The organism is Streptomyces cyaneochromogenes, from assembly GCF_003963535.1.
In the GTDB taxonomy this organism is placed as follows: domain Bacteria; phylum Actinomycetota; class Actinomycetes; order Streptomycetales; family Streptomycetaceae; genus Streptomyces; species Streptomyces shaanxiensis.
The window spans coordinates 8,999,295-9,018,141 of the sequence record NZ_CP034539.1 but is presented as its reverse complement, the minus strand read 5'-3'; the positions used below and the strand labels follow the sequence as shown (position 1 = coordinate 9,018,141).

Sequence of the window (18,847 nt, the reverse complement as noted above, 5' to 3'; positions counted from 1 at the left end):
TGAAACGTCGGTGTTACGAGCGGCTCACTCCCCCGCCGCCTCCCCGAGCGCCTCCAGCACCGGCCGGATCAGCGGATGCTCCTCGGCCCCGCGGCGTACCGCCGCGAAGACCCGGCGTGTGGGCGCCACCCCGTCGACGGGTCGTACGACGACGCCCGTGAGGTCCATCCCGCGCAGTGCCGAGCGCGGTACGAGGGCCACGCCCGCGTCGGCCGAGGCGAGGGCGACGACCGCGCGGAAGTCGTCCGAGGAGTGTTCGAGGCGGGGCTGGAAACCCGCGTTCTCGCAGGCCAGGACGACCACGTCGTGGCAGGGGTTGCCGGGGTACGGGCCGATCCACGGGTCCTTGGCCAGGTCGGCGAGGGGGATCTCGGCGGTGTCGGCCAGGCGGTGGGTGACGGGGACGACCGCGTCGAAGGGCTCGGCGTACAGCGGTACGTGGCTCAGGCGCGGATCGTCGGCGGGCGGCGCCCCGCGGTACTCGACGGCGACCGCCACATCCACCTGCCGGTCCAGCACCATCGGCAGGCTCGCGTCGCCCTCCGCGTCCTGGACCCGGAGGCGAATGCCTGGCGCCGCCCCGGCGAGGCGGGCCACCGCGGGGGCTACGACCTGGGCGATGCCGGTCGCGAAGGAGGCGACGGTGACCGTGCCGGCCGCGCCGGAGCTGTACGCCGCGAGCTCGGCCTCCGCCCGCTCCAGCTGGGCCAGGACCGCGTTGGTGTGGCTGAGCAGGATCTCGCCGGCCGGGGTGAGCCGTACACCCTTGGCGCTGCGCTCGACCAGACGGTGGCCCGTCTCCTGCTCCAGCGCGGCCAGCTGCTGGGAGACGGCGGACGGGGTCAGATACAGCGCGGCGGCAGCCGCCGTCACCGTGCGGTGGTCGGCCACCGCACGGAGGATGTGGAGCCGCCGCGCTTCGATCATGCGATCGATTGTCTCAAATGCCCCGTGCGCTCCGGGTCAGCCCTCCAGCTCCGCCCGCGCCGCCACGAAGGCGTCCACGGCACGGTTGACGTCGTCCGTGGAGTGCGCGGCGGACAGCTGGACGCGGATCCGGGCCTGGCCGTGCGGCACCACCGGGTACGAGAAGCCGATCACATACACGCCCCGCTCCAGCAGCAGCTCCGCCAGCCGGGCGGCCTTCGCCGCGTCGCCGATCATCACGGGCGCGATGGCGTGGTCGCCGGGGAGGATCTCGAAGCCCTCCTCGGTCATACGGCTGCGGAACAGCGCGGTGTTCTCGGCCAGCCGGACGCGCAGGTCGTCCGCCGACTCCAGCAGGTCGAGGACCTTGAGGGAGGCCGCCGCGATCACCGGGGCCAGGGTGTTCGAGAAGAGGTACGGCCGCGAGCGCTGGCGCAGCAGGGCGACGATCTCGGCGCGGGCGGCGACGTAGCCGCCGGAAGCGCCGCCGAGGGCCTTGCCGAGGGTGCCGGTGATGATGTCGACGCGGTCCATGACGCCGTGCAGCTCGGGGGTGCCGCGGCCGCCGGGGCCGACGAAGCCGACGGCGTGCGAGTCGTCGACCATGACCATGGCGTCGTAGCGGTCGGCGAGGTCGCAGATCTCGCGGAGCGGGGCCACGTAGCCGTCCATGGAGAAGACGCCGTCGGTGACGATCAGCTTGCGCCGCGCACCCGCGGCCTCCTTCAACTGCCGCTCCAGATCGGCCAGATCACGGTTGGCGTAGCGGAAGCGGCGGGCCTTGCACAGGCGGATGCCGTCGATGATCGACGCGTGGTTGAGGGCGTCGGAGATCACCGCGTCCTCCGGGCCGAGGAGCGTCTCGAACACGCCGCCGTTGGCGTCGAAGCAGGAGGAGTACAGGATCGTGTCCTCCTGGCCGAGGAACGCCGAGAGCCTGGCCTCCAGTTCCTTGTGCACCTCCTGCGTGCCGCAGATGAAGCGGACGGACGCCATGCCGTAGCCCCAGCGGTCCAGTGCCTCGTGGGCGGCGGCCACCACCTCGGGGTGGTCGGCGAGACCGAGGTAGTTGTTGGCACAGAAGTTGAGGACCTCGCCGGGGCGGCCGCCCGCGGTGACGTCCACGGTCGCGGACTGCGGGGTGCCGATGACGCGCTCAGGCTTGTGCAGGCCCGCGGCACGGATCTCGTCGAGGGTGGCGCGCAGGTCGTCGCGCACGGAGTCGAACATGAGGGAAGCTCCTAAAAGTGCTTGCGCGGAAAGGGGGTTACGGGGCCTGTGGGCTACGCGGTCCAGTCGAGGATGACCTTGCCGCCGCGGCCGCTCGCGGCGTCGGCGAACGCCGCCTCGAAGTCGCGGTAGCCGTACCGGCCGGTGATCACGGGCGCGAGGTCGAGGCCGCCTTCCAGCAGCACGGACATCGCGTACCAGGTCTCGAACATCTCGCGGCCGTAGATGCCCTTGATCGTGATCATCGAGGTCACGATGCGGGCCCAGTCGACCGGGAACTCCTGCGCCGGCAGACCGAGCATGGCGATACGGCCGCCGTGCGTCATGTTGGCGATCATGTCGCGCATGGCCTCGGCCCGGCCGGACATCTCCAGGCCGATGTCGAAGCCCTCACGCAGACCGAGTTCGCGCTGCCCGTCGGCGATGCTCACCTGCGACACGTTCAGCGCGAGGCTCACGCCCACCTTGCGGGCCAGCTCCAGCCGCTCCTCACTCACGTCGGTGATCACGACGTTGCGGGCACCCGCGTGCCGGGCGACCGCCGCCGCCATCAGGCCGATCGGGCCGGCACCGGTGATCAGGACGTCCTCGCCGACCAGCGGGAAGGACAGCGCGGTGTGCACGGCGTTGCCGAACGGATCGAAGATCGCGGCGACGTCCAGGTCGACGTGCACACGGTGTACCCACACATTGGCCGCAGGCAGGGCGACGTACTCGGCGAAGGCACCGTCGCGTCCGACGCCGAGCCCTATGGTGGCCCGGCACAGGTGCCGCCGCCCGGCTAGGCAGTTACGGCACTTCCCGCACACCAGATGGCCCTCGCCACTGACCCGGTCACCGACACTGATGTCGGTGACGTCCCGGCCGGTCTCCACGACCTCGCCGACGAACTCGTGGCCGACCACGAGCGGGGTGCGGATCGCCTGCTGCGCCCAGCCGTCCCAGGACCGGATGTGCAGGTCGGTGCCGCAGATGCCGGTGCGCAGCACCTTGATCAGTACGTCTCCGGGTCCGACGGACGGATCCGGGACGTCCGCGAGCCAGAGCCCGGGCTCCGCCTTGTCCTTGACCAGCGCCTTCAACGCTACGGCTCCTGAGGGTGAGTCCTGGCCGTGGGCATGCCGAAGGAGCCCGCGACCGGGGAGAGGGGTGGAATCGCGTAGCAATCTGCCGTACGGCGGCGCCCCGGTCCATCGAGGATTTCTTAAGCGCCGCCACAGCTTTCCTTCACGCCCTCGGCCCGGGTGGGTGCGATCCCGCGGCCGCTCTCGTATCCGCGGTCCTGTTCGGCGTCGAGTTCTTGGGCGTCAGCACCGCTGCGGCGCGGGTACCGGCATGCTGGTCGCAGTACGACACAAAACCCCGTACGGACTGACTTGGAGCCGCTCATGACCACCGCACAGGACCTAGCGATCGTCGCCCTGGTCGTGGCGCCGGACAAGCCGGTCGAGCAGGGCGAACTGTCCCTCGCCCTCGCCGGGGCCGAGGTGTTCGACCTCATCGAGGCCCGGGCCCTCGTCGTCGCCGACGACCGCATGGTGCCCAACGCCCAGGCACCGACGGGCGACCGCCTGTTGGACGAGGCCGCCTCGACGCTCGTACGACAGGAGCCGTACGAGTCGGTCGAGGACTGGCTGTGGCGCAGGGGCCGAGGGTTGTCCTCGGCCTACATCGACGACCTGGAGCGGATCGGGCTGACGACCCGGCCGCGTGGCCTCCGGATTCCGCTGCGTGCCGGGCGGACGGAGCCGGCCGACTCGCAGACCCGGCGCCGGGCCGAGGAGCGGTGGGCGGCGGGCGAGCCCGTCCTCGCCACCCTCGCTGCCGCCGCCGGGATCGCGGACGAGCCGGCCGAGGACACCGAGGCGCTCACCGATGACGTGGCCGCGACCGTGCTGGCCGCGGTCGGCGACGCGGTGATGGAGCTGGAGGCCGTACGGCAGCGGAAGGCGATCGAGGACGCCGCGTTCGACAACGTCTGGCGCGGCTTCTAGGAGCAGATGGCAGTCAGCGGGCGCACAGCAGGACCAGGTCGGTCACCGTGATGTCATCGCACTCCCGGGCCTCGGTGACGACGACCGCGTCCGCCATGCCGATCTGCGCTCACCGGCGATCGGGCGGTCCGCGCCGTCACAGCAGGGGCAGCCCGTCCGCCGCCCGCCGTTCCAGCCGCACCACCAGATCCGCCGCCGACGCCTTGATGGTCTCCAGCCCCGCCTTGCCCCACGGCCGCGGCTCCATGTCGACGACGCACACCGTGCCCAGCGCCATCCCCGTGGAGTCGATGAGCGGGGCGCCCAGATAGGAGCGGATGCCGAACTCGTCCACGATCGGATTCCCCGCGAACCGCGGATAGTCACGGACGTCCTCCAGCACCAGCGCCTTGTGTCGGACCACCACATGAGGGCAGAACCCATGGTCGCGTTCCATGGGCCGGCCCAGGACCGGCTTGGAGTCGGCGGCCCTCTCAAGGCTCACTGACTGCCGCACATGGAGGCCGGCGAAGAACTGCCGGTTCTCGCCGATGAAGTTGACCATGGCGTACGGCGCACCGGTGAGCTCGGCGAGATGATCCGCGAAGACATCGAGGGCCGGATCCGGTTGTTCTCCCAGACCCAGTCGGAGCAGTCGCCGTGCACGGGCGGGTGCCTCCTTGTCCTCGGGGGTGAGCAGCAGGCGGGCGACTGGGCGAGGTGGGCCATAGCTCATGCGTGGGTTCCGTCGCCGTGGGCGTGGATCATATGCGGCTCCGTTCTGGTGTGTGCGGGTGTCACATGTGGGCGCCGTGACTGGGCGCGGGTGCCGGCGTGTGGGCGATGAGATGCCGTACGAGGGTCAGCAGGGTCTGCACACCGGAGCTGGAGATCCGGGCGTCACAGCGGACGACGGGGATCTCCGGATCGAGGTCGATGGCGGCGCGGACCTCCTCGGGGTCGTACCGGTAGCCGCCGTCGAACTCGTTGATCGCGACGATGAAGCCGAGGCCGCGCTGCTCGAAGAAGTCGACGGCGGCGAAGCAGTCCTCCAGCCGCCGGGTGTCGGCGAGGATGACCGCGCCGAGCGCACCCTCGGAGAGCTCGTCCCACATGAACCAGAACCGTTCCTGTCCGGGTGTGCCGAACAGATACAGGACGTGTTCCGGATCGAGCGTGATGCGGCCGAAGTCCATGGCCACCGTCGTCTCGACCTTGTTCTCCACTCCCTCGAGGCTGTCGGTCGCGGCGCTGACCGTGGTGAGCAGTTCCTCCGTGCTGAGCGGCGCGATCTCGCTCACCGCGCCGACGAAGGTCGTCTTGCCGACCCCGAACCCTCCCGCCACCAAGATCTTCAGCGCGGTGGGGAAGGGGTCAGAGCTGTCGTCGTAGTCCATCGAGCACTGCCTCCAGAAGAGCCCGGTCTGTCGGGTTGTGGTGGAACTCGGGGGGCTTGGTGGTGAGCGCCCCGCCGTCGACGAGGTCCGACAGCAGCACCTTGGTGACCGCCGCCGGCAGCTTCAGGTGGGCGGCGACCTCGGCGACCGAGACGGGAGCGCGGCACAGGTCGAGCGCCTGCTCGTGCTCGGGGCCGAGGTAGCCGAGGGGGGTCGCCCCGGTGGCCCTCACCTGCGACATGAGGTCGAGTGCGATGGTGGGCCGGGTACGGCCGTTGCTGACCGTGAAGGGGCGCACCAGCCGTCCGGCCGCGTCGTCGAGCCAGGGCCCGTCGCCCGCCGCCGTCACGTTCAAGGCCTCATCGCCGAGGGTTCGACGGAGTGCTGGCGGGGTGCGGTGACCAGGTACGGGCGGACGCTCTTGACCAGCATCGCCATCTCATAGCCCAGCACCGCCGCGTCGGCCTCACGGCCGGCCAGCACGGCGAGGCAGGTGCCGGAACCTGCCGTGGTCACGAACAGCAGCGTCGAGTCGAGCTCGACGACGACCTGGCGCACGTCCCCGCCGTCGCCGAAGCGGACTCCGGCGCTGCGGCCGAGCGAGTACAGGCCGGAGGCCAGGGCGGCCATGTGGTCGGCGCTGTCCGGGTCGAGGCCGTGAACCGACTTCACGAGCCCGTCGCAGGAGAGGAGCACCGCACTGGTCGTGTGCGGTACGCGCTGCACGAGGCCGCTCATCAGCCAGTCGAGATCGGACACATGAGCGGTCGGCGCTTCGCTCGCCATGATGGATCGACTCCTTGAGGTACGAAGGTCTGCGGGAGCGCTGGGGGTGGGGGTGGCCTCCCAGGCGGACTTCGAGCTGGTCAGGGGCGTGGTCATCCGGCTGGTGCGCTCCCGTCGTGCCGGGTGGTGTGGTCGGTACCGGGCGCGGACCCGGGGTGCGTTTCGGTCCTGTGGGCCGGGTCCATGGGTGATACGTCCATGTGGGGCCGGGTGGTCATGGGGGTCACGTCTGTGTGGAGTGCATCCAGAGAGGTCGGGCGCAGACGGGTGGGCTGCGGACGTCCTGGGTCGAGGCTCGTCGGGAGGCTCGTCGGCTCCAGCCGGATCGACGCCGGGCGCACGGTCTCCAGACGGGTGGGCTCAGAGGGTGTGGGTTCCGGACGGGTCGGGTCCGGGGTGAGCGATGTCCTGGCGGAGGTCGTGAGTGGTGGGGGTGTGTAGGAGGGGGTCGTCGGATACGCGGTGTGGGTGGTGGTCGGGGTGGCGGCCGTGCGGGCCGAATCCATGTGGCCGACGTCCCTGTGGCCCTCATCCATGGGGGCCAGGCCCGTGTAGGCAGGGGTTGCGTGGCTCGATGCCATGTGCCCCGACGCCATGTGCCCCGACATCGTGTGCGTCATGTGGCCCGACGATGTGTGCGGAGCATCCATGTGGCCCACGCCAACGTGCCCCGCACCCGCATCCATGTGCGCGCCGCCCATGTGCCCGGGCCCCATGCGACCGGAGTCCCCGTGCCTCAACTCCGTGGATTCGTCGGCCACATAGCCGCCGCCCATGTGGTCGGAATCCCTATGCCCGCCATCAGCGCGCCCGACATCCATGTGCCCGGCATCCGTGTGCCCGACATCCATGTGCCCGGCATCCACGTGCCCCGCATCCATGCGTCCGGCATCCATGTGCCCGGCATCGCTGCGTCCGGCATCCACGTGCCCGACCTCCACATGCCCGGCGTCCATACGCGCAGCATCCGCGTGCGCCGCCTCCATGTGCTGCTGAGTCTCGGCGAGCCCGATGCCCCGCTGGAACGCCGCCATCAGCCCCGGGTCGTGTCCGACGAGGTAGTCGGATTCCTGGCGCGGTGCGGGGGCGTCCCGGAGTTGGGGCGCGATGTGTTCCTGGGCACGGCGTCGGGGCAGTTGGGGCTTGCCCATGGTGCCGCGGACGGTGCCCGTACGCGGGGTCGGCGGTTCGACCGAGTTCTCCTCGACGATCCGACGCTCGCCGGGCCTGATGCCGGGCACGGCGTCCGCCGGGTTGGCCCGCCCGTCGTCGGTACCGCGTACCGGCAGCGGAGCCGGTCCGTTGCTGCCGGACCTCGGAGCCGCGCCCCCGACACCGGTCTGCGGCTGCGTTCGGCGTGGCGCTCCCGGGGATGCCTCGGCCGCACCCCGCTGCCCGCCCGGCGATGCAACCGACGCGGCCGAGGGGGCCGACGTCGCCGACATGGGCTGCCGATGCTGCTGGGGCGGCACCGGCGCCTGCTGCCGGCGGGCCTGCGACGAGGAGTGCGGCGGCACTGCCGTACCCACCACCCCTTGCGGCTCCTGAGGCTCCGGCGCCATCCCGGCGCCGCCCCGACCCCCGGCCCCTTGTTCCGTCCCCAACAGCCCCTGCGGCACTACGAGTACGGCCTGGACGCCGCCGTAGATGTTGGTCTGCAGCCGCACATGGATGCCGTGCCGCTTGGCGAGCTGCGACACGACGAACAGCCCGATGCGCCCGTCCGCCAGCAGGCTGGCGACGTTGACCTGGTCGGGGTCGGCGAGCAGGGCGTTCATGCGGTTCTGCTCGGCGACGGGCATGCCGAGCCCTCGGTCCTCGACCTCGACGGCGAGCCCCGAGGTCACGAGGTTGGCGCGGAGGAGCACTTGGGTGTGCGGGGCGGAGAACACGGTGGCGTTCTCGACGAGTTCGGCCAGCAGGTGGATGACGTCGGCGACGGCGTGCCCGCGCAGCGTGCCGTCGATCGGCGGCACGAGCTTGACCCGCGAGTACTGCTCGACCTCCGCGATGGCCGAGCGCAGCACTTCGGTCATGGAGACCGGGTTGCTCCACTGCCGCCGGGAGACGGCGCCGCCGAGCACGGCGAGGTTCTCGGCGTGCCGGCGGATACGGGTGGCCAGGTGGTCCACGTGGAAGAGCCCCTTGAGCAGGTCGGGGTCCTCGATCTCGTTCTCCAGCTCGTCGAGGATCGAGATCTCGCGGTGCACCAGGGACTGAAGGCGCCGGGCGAGGTTGACGAAGACCTCGAGCTTCTGTTCGCTGCCCGCCTGGCTGGAGAGCTGGGAGGCCTGGACGACGGCGGTGACGGCTCCGTCGTGGGCGCGGGCCAGGTCGGCGGCGAGCAGTTCGAAGTCGTCGGCGCCGTCGGGCGGGCCGCTGCGCGACTTGCGCTTGGGCGGGCCGTCTCCGCGGCGCAGTGCATCGACGAGCGCTCGTAGATCTGCCTCGCCCCGGGCGCTGCTGCGGCGCAGTGCGCCGATGCGGTCACTCACGGACCTGGCGGTGCGGTTGGCGGCCACCGCGGCGATCAGGATGCCGGCCAAGGTCACCGAGACGGCGCCGGCGAGGACGGCCCACAGGGTGAGGCTCGGCCGTGCTCCGGTGGTGCGCACGACGAACAGCACGGCCGCGCAGGCGCTGAGGGCCACCGCGATGGGTGGCAACACGGCCAGACGCAGCAGTTGGGGCCGTATGTGGGTCTCGGGCAGCGCGGGTGCGGTGCGGGCGGCCGGGCGCCCGTGCCGCCCGCCCTCACGGCGGTCTGCGCGTGCGGCCGGGGCGCGGAGTTGAGACATCGGGGTCCTCGTACTGGTCCGTCGGTCGGGAGCCTGAAGGGTGCGCACGGTCTGCGCGGCCCGGGGCATGCGCCATCGCGATGTCGGTCGACGGAGCCGACGGAATTCGGCTCCGCGTCGCCCAACGGACACTGACAGTAGTCGCCTCCGCATCATGTGCGGTGGGCAGTTGACAAAGTCCCCCCGACGGAGTCCCGCTCTGGTATGAGGTCTCGTACGACAGACCGATAACCAACTCCGCCGTTCGCCCACATGGAGCAGTCGAACGATCAGACCTGGTCAGAAGTGGTCACGAAGAAAAGTCGAGGGTGGGGCACGTCGGATGCCCCACCCCTGCGCGAGCCTCTCGTCTCGGCGCCCGCGAACGCCCCGGCCGGGACGATTCGGCACCCGGACCGCCCGGCTTTCTCACCCGTGTACGTCACCGGCCGTAGCGGCGCACGCGGCCACGCGCGCGCCTGGACGCGCTTCCGCGCGCCCGGCGCGTACCGTCCCGCAGGGGCGTGGAGCCCCGTCCGCCGCGCGCACCGCAGAACGGTGCGGGCGCCAGGCGCGGCCCCACGCAGAAGGCGCTCCTAGGCAGCCACCGCACCCCGCGTACGCACTAAACGACCATCGCGCTGTCCGGCCCCGACGCGACCGGCGGCCAAGCCGGCCACCCCCCGGCGGGCGCCTCGGCGACCTCGCGCCACCACGGCGTCACGGGCGGCACCGAGGCCGGCTCGAAGGGCTCGCCGCAGCGTGGGGCGGCCATCGTGACGCCGGCCTTGTGCGTGGCCCGCATCATCCACTCCCCCGGCTCCGTCCACGGATGCGGCGCCAGGTTGAAGGTCCCCCAGTGGATCGGGAGCATGACGCCCGCGGCCGGATCGCCGCCCTGCAGGTCCAGGTGGGCCCGCACCCCCTCGTCCGGTGTCATGTGGATGTCGGGCCAGAAGTCCGAGTAGGCGCCGACCTGGATCATCGTGGCGTCGAACGGGCCGTGGTCGGCGCCGATGTCCTTGAAGCCCTCGAAATAGCCGGTGTCACCGCTGTGGTAGATCCGGTGCTCGTCCGAGGCGACGGCCCAGGACGCCCAGAGGGTGTGCTGCGTGTTGCGCAGTCCGCGGCCGCAGAAGTGGCGGGCCGGGGTGGCGGTCAGGGTGAGGCCGCCGACCTTCGTGGTCTCGTGCCAGTCCAGTTCGCGCAGTCGGTCGGCGGACACGCCCCAGTGCTCGAGGTGGGCGCCAACGCCGAGCGGTACGGCGAAGACGGTGTCCGTGCCGGCCAGCGCCTTGATCGTGGGCAGGTCCAGGTGGTCGTAGTGGTCGTGCGAGATGACGACGACGTCGACCGGACCGAGCGCTTCGAGGGGCAACGGCACGGGGTGCAGCCGCTTGGGCCCGGCGAAGGGGAACGGAGAGCAGCGCTCGCCCCACACGGGGTCGAAGAGCACCCGGTGGCCGTCGATCTCCGCGAGGATGCTCGAGTGCCCCATCCAGGTCAGGCGCAGTCCGCCGACGGGCGGCTTCGCCAGGTCGGCGTAGGTGGTGGGGTGCACCGGCACGGTGCCCTTCGGGACCCGGTGGGGTCTGGTGTCCTTGTCGAAAAAGACTTTGGCGAACTCCAGCATCGACCCGGAGGGACGGGTCCGGGCGACGCCTCCGGGGTTCTGGAAGACCCCGTTCCTAAAGTTCGGCGATCTGCGGATGCGCGCCATGCGCTCACCGCTCGGATCCACGCCGAAGGCCTCGGGCCGCAGGGCGCGGAGCCCGGAGCTCGGGAGACGGAAACCGGCCACGGTACCTCCAGGTGGAGTCGGTGAGGCTTCCATTATGGTCGGCCTCTCCGACAGCCCCGCCGTGCCCCTGGGACAACCCCGGCGCCCCCGCGGGCATTCCCGATGCTTTTCCCGATGCCTTCTGCGGCGGCTCGCCACTGAAGATCCGATCAGTACGTTGACATGTCCCCGCCTTCCCTCCGATACTGACCCGCCGATACTGACTCCGCGTTCAGTAGCCGCGCGCGGTACGCGGCCCCACCCTCACCGGAGACCTCATGACCACCCCACTGCTGTCGCTCACCTGGACCGACCACGTCACCGGCCGCCAGGGCTTCCTGGTCGTCGACCGGCTGGTGCGCGGCGTGTCCAGCGGTGGGCTGCGGATGCGGCCGGGCTGCACGCTGGACGAGGTCGCCGGGCTCGCCCGCGGCATGAGCATGAAGGAAGCCCTGCACTACGACCCCGAGGCCCGGTACGTCCCGCTGGGCGGCGCCAAGGGCGGCATCGACTGCGATCCCCGGGATCCGGAGGCCTACGGGCTCCTGGTGCGCTACCTGCAAGCCATGCGGCCGTACATCGAGAGCTTCTGGACCACGGGCGAGGACCTGGGCCTCTCCCAGGACGTGGTCGACCGGGCGGCCGTCGAGGCGGGGCTCGTCTCGTCCGTGCAGGCCGTGTATCCGCTGCTCGACGACGAGGCCGGCGCCCGGCGGCGGCTCGCGGACGCGTTCGCGGTCGAGGTGGACGGCATCGGGCTCGACGAGTTGGTCGGCGGGTGCGGGGTCGCCGAGTCGGTGCTCACGGCCCTGGACCGGGCCGGCGTGCCGTACTGGAGGACCCGCGTCGCCGTGCAGGGCCTCGGGACCATGGGCGGCGCGACGGCGCGCTTCCTCACGCGCGCGGGGCTCACGGTCGTGGCGGTCGCCGACATCAAGGGCACGATCGCCAACCCGGCGGGCCTCGACATCGAGGCGCTGCTCGCGGCGCGGGACGCGTACGGCACCGTCGACCGTGCCGTACTGCGCCCCGGTGACCGCGAAGCGCCGGGTGAGGACTGGCTGGCGGCCGAGGCGGAGGTGCTGGTGCCGGCGGCGGTCTCGTACGCGATCGACGCCACGAACCAGGAACGGATCACCGCACGCTGGATCGCCGAGGCGGCCAACATGCCCGTACGCCCCGAGGCGGAGGATCTGCTGGCCGCGCGGGGCGTCACCGTACTGCCCGACGTGGTGGTCAACTCGGCCACGAACGCCTGGTGGTGGTGGACGCTGTTCGGCGACATCGGCGCGGACGACGTCGAGGCGTTCGCGCACATCCGCCGCTCCATGCGCGCGCTGACCGACCGCACTCTGGCCCGTGCCGAGGCCGACGGGACGACGCCCCGCGCCGCCGCGCACGCCATCGCGGCGGACCGGCTGCCGGTGATCGCCGAGCGGTTCGGCCTGCACCGGTGACGGTCGAGGGAGCGGGCTCCGCCCCGCTGTGACCAGGGAACAGCCTGGGGTGAGGCCTTAGGGTGACGGAGTGACAAGAGTGCGGTTGAGCGTGGCGGAGCGGCGTGAGGAGTTGCTGCGGGCCGCCGTCGAGCAGATAGAGGCGCGAGGTGTGGCGGCGGTCAGGATCGCCGACGTGGCCTCGGCGCTCGGGGTGAGCAACGCCCTGGTGCTCTATCACTTCGCCACGAAGGAGAAGCTGGTCGCCGCCGCGTTCACCCATGCGGCCGAGGGCGACCTGGGTCGCCTGGGCAGAATCCTCGGCCGCCGGACGACGGCGCTGCGACGCCTGAGGGCGGCCGTGCGGTGGTACGCGCCGACCGGACAGGCCAAGGGCTGGCGGCTGTGGATCGAGGGCTGGGCGGCGTCGCTGCGCGAGCCCGCGCTGCAGGAGGTCACACGGGACCTCGACCGGCGGTGGAAGGCCGCCATCACCGAGGTCATCGCGGAGGGCGTGGCCGCGGGCGAGTTCCACTGCCCCGACCCCACCGGCACGGCCCTGCGTCTCACGGCCCTCCTCGACGGACTCGCCGTACAGCTGACGTCGTACCCGGGCGCGGTGTCACGCGCGCGTGCCCAGGAGTGGGTGGACGAGACGCTCGCCCGGGAACTGGGACTGGAGCGGGAGGCGTTGACCGCGTCGGCGCGGTGAGGTCGCCCGACACCGCGCGGTCGGCAGACTCCCCGGGCCCATGGCGGCCGCATTCGGTCCCTGACAGCCGTGTGGGCCGCGCCCCCTCGAACAGGGCGCGGCCCACACCGCCGACGCGCGGCCTCAAGCCACCGATTCGATCCGCATCTTGATGTCGTCCGGCGACAGCGCGCCCTTGGCCGTCACATGGTCACCCGACGACTCGCCGCGCAGGCGCCGCCCGATCCACGGCACCAGGTACTCGCGCGCCCAGTGGACGTCGTCCCGGCGGATCTCCAGGGTGCCGCGGGGCGGGAGCTGCGGCCACGGCTGGTCCGGGTCGGCCGGCACCTCCAGGCCGAGGACCTGGCCCGCGCGCAGCGCCACGCGCGTGTGCCCCTCGGGAGACAGGTGGAGCCGGTCGTCGTCCCAGGCCCGGCGGTCCTGGACGGTCTTCAGGGACCACAGGTCGAGCACGGGACAGCCGTACCGGTCGGCGATGGCCCGCACATGTCCGTTGTAGGTGGCGATCTTGCCGCGCAGGTGCTTCAGCACGGGCACGCCACGGGTGTCGAAGCCGGTCGTCACCATGACGGTGCCGACGGCGGAGGTGAGCCGGGCGATGGCCCGCTCGAAGCGCTCGGCCACCTCGTCGGGGTCGGTGCCGGGCCGGATGATGTCGTTGCCGCCCGCGCAGAACGAGACCAGGTCCGGGGCCAGTTCCGCGGCCTTCGGGAGTTGGTCCTCGATGATCTGGTCGAGCAGTTTGCCGCGCACGGCGAGGTTGGTGTAGTCGAAGTCGCCCTCGGGCCGCCGGTCCGCGAGGAGTACCGCGAACCGGTCGGCCCAGCCGACGAACGCCCCGTCGGGGCCGGGGTCGCCGACGCCCTCGGTGAAGCTGTCCCCCACCGCGACGTACGACCCGATCTCTGATCTGCTGTCACTCTTCGAATCGTCTGCCACACGGGCATGATTCACCTTCGAATGTGACCTACGCGACCGTAAGGAAGGGTTGACGCGCGGTGAGATAAGCCACTCCTAAAGTATTGGCCAAACCAGGAATAAGCCTCTGATCAGGGCTGTTGTGGGCTCAACCGCCACACCCGGAAGCCGCTGATGCGGAAGTGGCTCCACGTGGTCCGGAAGGCGAAGTGCCCGCTCGTGTACGGCTCCGGGTCGCTGTAGTCGAAGACGAGCCGTCCGTTGTTCCACCACCGCACGGTCGAACCGTCGGAGACGATCCGGACCCGGTGGGGCTCGTTCGCCACGAGCAGCGGCTCGGTGTAGTCGTGGACCAGCGGGCGGACCCCGGCCTCGCCGACGTACCGGCGCAGCCGTGTCGTGGTGTTCGTGTTGGCGCCGTAGCCGACGTAGTACGTCCTGAGGTAGTCGTACTCCGCCAGCACCCCGCCCCGCTCGGTGGCGAAGATGTCGTCCGGGGAGCGGACGTCGGTGGCGTTCCAGAAGTTGTTGAGGTCGGAGACCCGGTCGTTGACTCCGCCTGCCGATATCGGCGTGGCCGTGTACTCGATGACGTACGGGCCTTCCAGCCGCTCCTTGAACCAGATCGTCGCGCCCGCGGGCACATCGACCTCCAGCACCCCGCGCGAGGCGGTGACGGTACCGCCCTTCTCCAGTTCCACGGCCCACCGGCCGAGGCCGTGCCGGAAGTCGTCGTGGGCGATCAGCCGGCGATGGCGGGCAGTGGCGCTCGCGGTGGTGGCGGGGGCGAGGGCGGCCAGTGCGGCGCCGGCGGCCAGGGCTCCGAAGGCTCTACGCGTGGTCGTCACGGGAGAGGGCTCCTTCCGGGAGGGTGAGGGAGGGCTTGGGGATCCGACGGGTCTCGGTGCCGAGGTAGTAGTCGGTGTACGTCGACTGCAGATAGCCGCGCACGGTCCAGCCGAGGCGGTACTCGGGGTTCTGGGCGAGCGTGTAGACGCGCGTCTTCGTCGGCTCGGTGGTGGTGTAGAGGCGCAGGGCGGTGTGGTCGGCGGTCTCGGCGAGGATCTCCTCGCGCCAGTCGCCGACGATGTCGCCGTAGAACGGGGAGGCGTTGCGGGCGCCGGAGACGACCCCGGTCGCCTCGAAGATCTTCGAGGTGGTCTCGGTCGCCGGGTCCCACTTCTCGACGTGGGTGAAGTCGAGGTTCTCCGACGCCTTGTCGCCGTCCCACCAGATACGGAAGTTGACGCTGGGCGTGGTCGTGGAGACCTTGCCGTCCTGGACGTTGTAGACGCCCGCGCCGGGGGCGGTGACGTCGGCGGTGGAGGTCCAGTACTCGTAGCCGGGGTGGCCGGGGTCGATGTCGCCGGTGCTGCCGCGGCCCACGTCGATGTCGGTGTCGTTCTCCCAGTCCGCCGGGTGCTGCCCGGTCACCAGGCGCTCACCCGTGTCGGCGTCGTAGTAGTACCAGGGGAACTTCGGTATGACGCCCAGCTCCGCCTGCTGGATGGCGAAGCCCTCCAGGCCGGGGCGGTCGGGGTCGAGGTCTGCGATGTGGAAGCGGTCGCCGTGGCCGGCGCCGTCGACGACGTAGCGCAGGGTGCCGTCGCTGTTCACGACGTAGTTGCCGTCGGCGATCTCGTCCGTGCCGTCCTGGTCGACGTCGACGGTGCGGATCTGGTGGAAGCTGGTCGCGCCGCTGTCGGACGGGACGGCGTACTTCCAACGGCGGTTCAGGTCCGTGCCGTTGAAGTCCCACGTCTGGAAGAGGATCCGGAAGGCGCCCCGCTTGGCGCCTACCCGGGTGACCAACTTGGTGACGAGGCTCGGGCGTTCGCCGTCGAGGTAGGCGATGCCGAAGTGGCCGCCGGAGGGCCCGTCGGCGACGAGGTCGTCGGGGACGGGCTGCCGGGTGCGCTCGGTGCCGGTCGCGCCGTCGATGACCGAGACGAACTGGTTGGCGGGCGAGGCCGCGGTGACCTTCGAGCCGTCCGCGAAGGTCGTCCCGTCGGCCGTGTGCACCAGCACCTCGGCCTTTCCGTCGCCGTCGAGGTCGTAGACGGTGACGTTGTCGTCGTTGCGGTATCCGCCGATCGCCGTCGAACCACTGATCGCGGCGGGCGCGGGGTCGTTGGCGCCGTTTCCGCCGACCTGGTTGTGCGAACCGGGGCCGAGGTCGACGCGCCACAGGCGGTCGCCGGTGAGGGTGTACGCCTCCAGCAGGTCGGGCCTGTCACGGGTCCGGGAGAGACGGCTGACGACGAGTTCGTAGCGTCCGTCGCCGTCGAGGTCGCCGGGCCAGGCATGCTGCACGGTGTAGCCGTCGGCGGTGGCGAGCGGGATCTCGGCGTATCCCCGCGAGAACTCGAGCGCGGCCGAACTCGCCTTCCTTTCACGCCCGTTGACCACGGCCCGTACCGTATACGTGCCCGCACCTCGGGTGTTGTCCTGGTACGTCGTCGAGTTGATCACCGGAGCCCGGTTCAGTCGGCGACCGTTCTTGTACACGTTGAAAGCGATGGCGTTTCCGTGCCGCGCATACTCGGTGCCGAGCAGGCGCCAGCTGAGGAAGGTGCCCTCGCCGGAGGGCACGGCGACCAGTCCGCGGTCGAGGTTCTCCAGGATGCGGCGCGGCTCGGCGGCGTGACCGGCGGGCGCGGAGATCAGCCCGGCCAGCAGGGCCACCGCGGCGACGGCACCGGTTCTTCGGCGTCGGTTGGCGTGCACTAGAGCTCCTTTGCGATGAGGGCGATCAGTCGGTCGGCCGCCTTGCGGTGGCCTTGGGCGCTGGGTGGGACGGTCCCGTTGAAGTCCCCGTCCGGCGGGGAGAGCCAGTCGGTGGTGTCGACGAACTCGACGCGTCGGTCGGCGAGTTCGTCGACGGCGGCGATGTCGTCGGCGTGCGTACCGTCGAACGGGTGCAGCGCGAGGATGCGGGCGGTCCGGGTCCGCCCTGGAACCCGCGTAGTTCCAGCCGTACGCCTCCTGCGCGGCCGGCACTCCTCCGTTGCCGGTCTTGATCACGCCCTGCCGTCCGAAGCCGACCTGGGTCAGCGAGGCGTGCAGGGCGTCGGCGACGAGGGTGGGGTAGGCGGCCGTACCGTCGGCGCGCGATGTCGCCGCGGTCGACGGCGTACAGCCGCTTCGGACCTGCGTCGACCGAGACGTAGATCTGCGTGGGCACGGTGATCGACGAGACGTCGAACAGGGCGTCGGCCGTGTCGCCGGTGAAGCGGAAGGTCAGCAGGGAACCGGAGTTGACGGTGATCGCGGCATCCGCGGTCCGGCCCCAGTGGCCCTCGTAGGTGAGGCGACCGTCATCAGGCCGGACGACGTTCGAGTCGCCGTACGCCATGACGGGCTGTACACCACCGCCGACCGGCCCCGCGATCACCGTCCAGGTGGAGCCCGTGAGTTGCAGCGCGACTGCGGCGCCCTTGATGACGGTGCGTCGGTCGACGCCGGGCACGGGGACCTCCGTGGGCCGTGGAAGGCAGCATGGAAAGCGCTTGCGGCGCTACGGAGATCACTGTGCCCCCGCTCTCCCCTCACTGTCGACGCCCCGGGCACGCCTGCCACAAGACCGCAATGCGGCGATCATGAACGCCGCTGAGGTGGGCGGCCTCCCAGCGCGGATCCCCGTCGGCCGGCGCGGATCCCCGTCGGCCGACGAAGCCGGACACACCGAAGGCCGGACCCGGGGATCGGGGTCCGGCCTTCGGCTGCGTGTCAGGCGAGGTGGTGAGCCGGGGGTCAGCCGATGGCGACGCCCTTGGAGCGGAGGTAGGCGACCGGGTCGACGTCCGAGCCGTAGTCCGGCGTGGTGCGGATCTCGAAGTGCAGGTGCGGGCCGGTCACGTTGCCGGTCGCGCCGGAGAGGCCGATCTGCTGGCCCGCGCTCACGGTCTGGCCGGCCGACACGGAGAGCGAGGAGAGGTGGGCGTACTGGGCGTAGTAGCCGTCGGCGAGCTGGATGACGACCTGGTTGCCGTACGCACCGCCCCAGCCGGCGGAGACGACGGTGCCCGCGCCGACCGCCTTCAGCGGGGTGCCGGTCGCGGCGGAGAAGTCGACGCCGGTGTGGTAGCCGCTGGACCACATGCTGCCCGCCACCTTGTACGCGGTGCCGACCGCGGACGTGGCCAGGGGGGCGCTGAAGCCATTGGCGGTGCTGGTGGTCTCGGCGCTCCGGGCGGCCTTGGTCGTCTTCGCCGCGGAGGACTTCGAGGCGGACGAATCCGACGACTTCGGGGCCGAAGAGGACGAGGAAGGCGAGGAAGACTTGGAAGCGGACGGCGACTTGGGGGCGCTCGCCGTGGCCTTCTTGCCGCCTATCGAGAGCTTCAGACCGGGGTGAATCAGGGACGGGTCCGCACCGACGGCCTCGCGGTTGTCGGCGTAGAGCTTCTTCCACCCGCCACTGACGTTCTGCTCGTCCGCGATCTTCGAAAGGTAGTCGCCGACCTTCACCGAATAGGTCTGCACACCCGCCTTCCGGGCCGTGCCCTTCTTCTCGGCGGCCTTCTTCTCAGCCACCTTCTTGTCGGCGACCGGAAGAACCTGAACGGCCTTTTCCGAAACGGACTGCGCGGGAGCGGCGTGGGCGCCGGTCGCCCCGATGAGCGGGAGAGCGAGCGCGGCGCCGCCGGTTCCGGCGACGGCGATGGAGCGGGCGAAGCGCGGGGACTTCGGGCGGCGGTGCTTACCCTTCGCGGGCATGGCGAATTCCTCTCCGGCGCCTGCGAGGTGAGCTGTCGGGTGCGGGCTGGAGATGCCCGGCCGCGTCGAGACGCGACTTGACCCCAAGCCGTTCCGGAGACCGGAACAGGCGGTTGTACCTGTGGGTCCCCCGCTCCTGCCGTACACGGGTGAGTTAGCGCGGGATCCGGTCGGCGGCAGGATTAGGCG

Annotated in this window: 16 protein-coding genes, 1 pseudogene and 1 riboswitch; of the genes and pseudogenes, 3 read left to right on the top strand and 14 right to left on the bottom strand. The window is 71.2% G+C overall.

Features of this window, described 5'->3' with window-relative positions; translation table 11 throughout:
• Window positions 1–24 precede the first annotated feature (24 nt).
• From EJ357_RS40695 to tdh, 3 genes are read right to left on the bottom strand one after another with little or no spacing between them, the layout of a single operon-like run.
• Window positions 25–927, bottom strand: a complete 903-nt coding sequence (locus EJ357_RS40695) for a LysR family transcriptional regulator (RefSeq protein WP_126396820.1) — start codon at window positions 925–927, stop codon at window positions 25–27.
• A gap of 36 nt (window positions 928–963) precedes the next feature.
• Window positions 964–2,157, bottom strand: a complete 1,194-nt coding sequence (locus EJ357_RS40690; RefSeq protein WP_126396818.1) for a glycine C-acetyltransferase — start codon at window positions 2,155–2,157, stop codon at window positions 964–966.
• 53 nt (window positions 2,158–2,210) lie between these two features.
• On the bottom strand, window positions 2,211–3,239 hold the full coding sequence (tdh, locus tag EJ357_RS40685; RefSeq protein WP_126396816.1) for an L-threonine 3-dehydrogenase: 1,029 nt from the start codon (window positions 3,237–3,239) through the stop codon (window positions 2,211–2,213).
• A gap of 306 nt (window positions 3,240–3,545) precedes the next feature.
• Here tdh and EJ357_RS40680 point away from each other — a divergent pair, with 306 nt between their 5' ends.
• Window positions 3,546–4,151, top strand: a complete 606-nt coding sequence (locus EJ357_RS40680; RefSeq protein ID WP_126396814.1) for a GPP34 family phosphoprotein — start codon at window positions 3,546–3,548, stop codon at window positions 4,149–4,151.
• Between the two features lie 136 nt (window positions 4,152–4,287).
• Here EJ357_RS40680 and EJ357_RS40675 read toward each other — a convergent pair whose 3' ends face one another.
• The 6 genes and pseudogenes from EJ357_RS40675 to EJ357_RS40650 form a co-directional block, all read right to left on the bottom strand.
• Window positions 4,288–4,866, bottom strand: coding sequence for a GAF domain-containing protein (locus EJ357_RS40675; RefSeq protein WP_126396812.1), 579 nt, complete (start codon window positions 4,864–4,866; stop codon window positions 4,288–4,290).
• Between the two features lie 61 nt (window positions 4,867–4,927).
• Window positions 4,928–5,527, bottom strand: coding sequence for a GTP-binding protein (locus EJ357_RS40670; protein WP_126396810.1), 600 nt, complete (start codon window positions 5,525–5,527; stop codon window positions 4,928–4,930).
• Window positions 5,505–5,876 carry a DUF742 domain-containing protein gene (locus tag EJ357_RS40665; protein WP_126400704.1) on the bottom strand — a complete coding sequence of 124 codons (372 nt, stop codon included), beginning with the start codon at window positions 5,874–5,876 and terminating at the stop codon, window positions 5,505–5,507. The genes EJ357_RS40670 and EJ357_RS40665 overlap by 23 nt, the downstream gene beginning before the upstream one ends.
• Window positions 5,877–5,878: 2 nt before the next feature.
• On the bottom strand, window positions 5,879–6,313 hold the full coding sequence (locus EJ357_RS40660; RefSeq protein ID WP_003996239.1) for a roadblock/LC7 domain-containing protein: 435 nt from the start codon (window positions 6,311–6,313) through the stop codon (window positions 5,879–5,881).
• Between the two features lie 956 nt (window positions 6,314–7,269).
• Window positions 7,270–9,111 (bottom strand): annotated as a pseudogene (locus EJ357_RS40655) (ATP-binding protein); the annotation flags it as partial.
• A 604-nt stretch (window positions 9,112–9,715) separates the two neighbouring features.
• Window positions 9,716–10,891 carry an MBL fold metallo-hydrolase gene (locus tag EJ357_RS40650; protein WP_126396808.1) on the bottom strand — a complete coding sequence of 392 codons (1,176 nt, stop codon included), beginning with the start codon at window positions 10,889–10,891 and terminating at the stop codon, window positions 9,716–9,718.
• A gap of 257 nt (window positions 10,892–11,148) precedes the next feature.
• Here EJ357_RS40650 and EJ357_RS40645 point away from each other — a divergent pair, with 257 nt between their 5' ends.
• Both EJ357_RS40645 and EJ357_RS40640 read left to right on the top strand, forming a co-directional pair.
• Entirely contained in the window at window positions 11,149–12,327 is a 1,179-nt protein-coding gene (locus tag EJ357_RS40645; RefSeq protein WP_126396806.1) for a Glu/Leu/Phe/Val dehydrogenase dimerization domain-containing protein, read from the top strand.
• Between the two features lie 70 nt (window positions 12,328–12,397).
• Window positions 12,398–13,018: a TetR/AcrR family transcriptional regulator gene (locus EJ357_RS40640; RefSeq protein WP_175647698.1), complete on the top strand. Its 621-nt coding sequence runs from the start codon at window positions 12,398–12,400 to the stop codon at window positions 13,016–13,018.
• 123 nt (window positions 13,019–13,141) lie between these two features.
• Here EJ357_RS40640 and EJ357_RS40635 read toward each other — a convergent pair whose 3' ends face one another.
• From EJ357_RS40635 to EJ357_RS40615, 5 genes are all read right to left on the bottom strand, one after another.
• Window positions 13,142–13,960 carry an SGNH/GDSL hydrolase family protein gene (locus EJ357_RS40635; RefSeq protein ID WP_175647697.1) on the bottom strand — a complete coding sequence of 273 codons (819 nt, stop codon included), beginning with the start codon at window positions 13,958–13,960 and terminating at the stop codon, window positions 13,142–13,144.
• Window positions 13,961–14,070: 110 nt separating this feature from the next.
• Entirely contained in the window at window positions 14,071–14,787 is a 717-nt protein-coding gene (locus EJ357_RS40630; protein WP_126396804.1) for a DUF6250 domain-containing protein, read from the bottom strand.
• A complete protein-coding gene (locus EJ357_RS40625) occupies window positions 14,771–16,666 on the bottom strand; it encodes a rhamnogalacturonan lyase family protein (RefSeq protein ID WP_126396802.1) in 1,896 nt (631 codons plus the stop codon). The genes EJ357_RS40630 and EJ357_RS40625 overlap by 17 nt, the downstream gene beginning before the upstream one ends.
• Window positions 16,667–16,691: 25 nt before the next feature.
• Window positions 16,692–17,408: a hypothetical protein gene (locus EJ357_RS40620; protein ID WP_126396800.1), complete on the bottom strand. Its 717-nt coding sequence runs from the start codon at window positions 17,406–17,408 to the stop codon at window positions 16,692–16,694.
• Between the two features lie 284 nt (window positions 17,409–17,692).
• Window positions 17,693–18,658: a LysM peptidoglycan-binding domain-containing M23 family metallopeptidase gene (locus EJ357_RS40615; protein WP_126396798.1), complete on the bottom strand. Its 966-nt coding sequence runs from the start codon at window positions 18,656–18,658 to the stop codon at window positions 17,693–17,695.
• Window positions 18,659–18,662: 4 nt separating this feature from the next.
• Window positions 18,663–18,828, bottom strand: a riboswitch (cyclic di-AMP (ydaO/yuaA leader).
• Between the last annotated feature and the right edge of the window lie 19 nt (window positions 18,829–18,847).

Bases quoted from the DNA above. Each gene is read 5' to 3' on its own strand.
- EJ357_RS40695 (WP_126396820.1), bottom strand. From the start codon at position 927: ATGATCGAAGCGCGGCGGCTCCACATCCTCCGTGCGGTGGCCGACCAC.
- EJ357_RS40690 (WP_126396818.1), bottom strand. From the start codon at position 2,157: ATGTTCGACTCCGTGCGCGACGACCTGCGCGCCACCCTCGACGAGATC.
- EJ357_RS40680 (WP_126396814.1), top strand. From the start codon at position 3,546: ATGACCACCGCACAGGACCTAGCGATCGTCGCCCTGGTCGTGGCGCCG.
- EJ357_RS40675 (WP_126396812.1), bottom strand. From the start codon at position 4,866: ATGAGCTATGGCCCACCTCGCCCAGTCGCCCGCCTGCTGCTCACCCCC.
- EJ357_RS40670 (WP_126396810.1), bottom strand. From the start codon at position 5,527: ATGGACTACGACGACAGCTCTGACCCCTTCCCCACCGCGCTGAAGATC.
- EJ357_RS40660 (WP_003996239.1), bottom strand. From the start codon at position 6,313: ATGGCGAGCGAAGCGCCGACCGCTCATGTGTCCGATCTCGACTGGCTG.
- EJ357_RS40645 (WP_126396806.1), top strand. From the start codon at position 11,149: ATGACCACCCCACTGCTGTCGCTCACCTGGACCGACCACGTCACCGGC.
- EJ357_RS40615 (WP_126396798.1), bottom strand. From the start codon at position 18,658: ATGCCCGCGAAGGGTAAGCACCGCCGCCCGAAGTCCCCGCGCTTCGCC.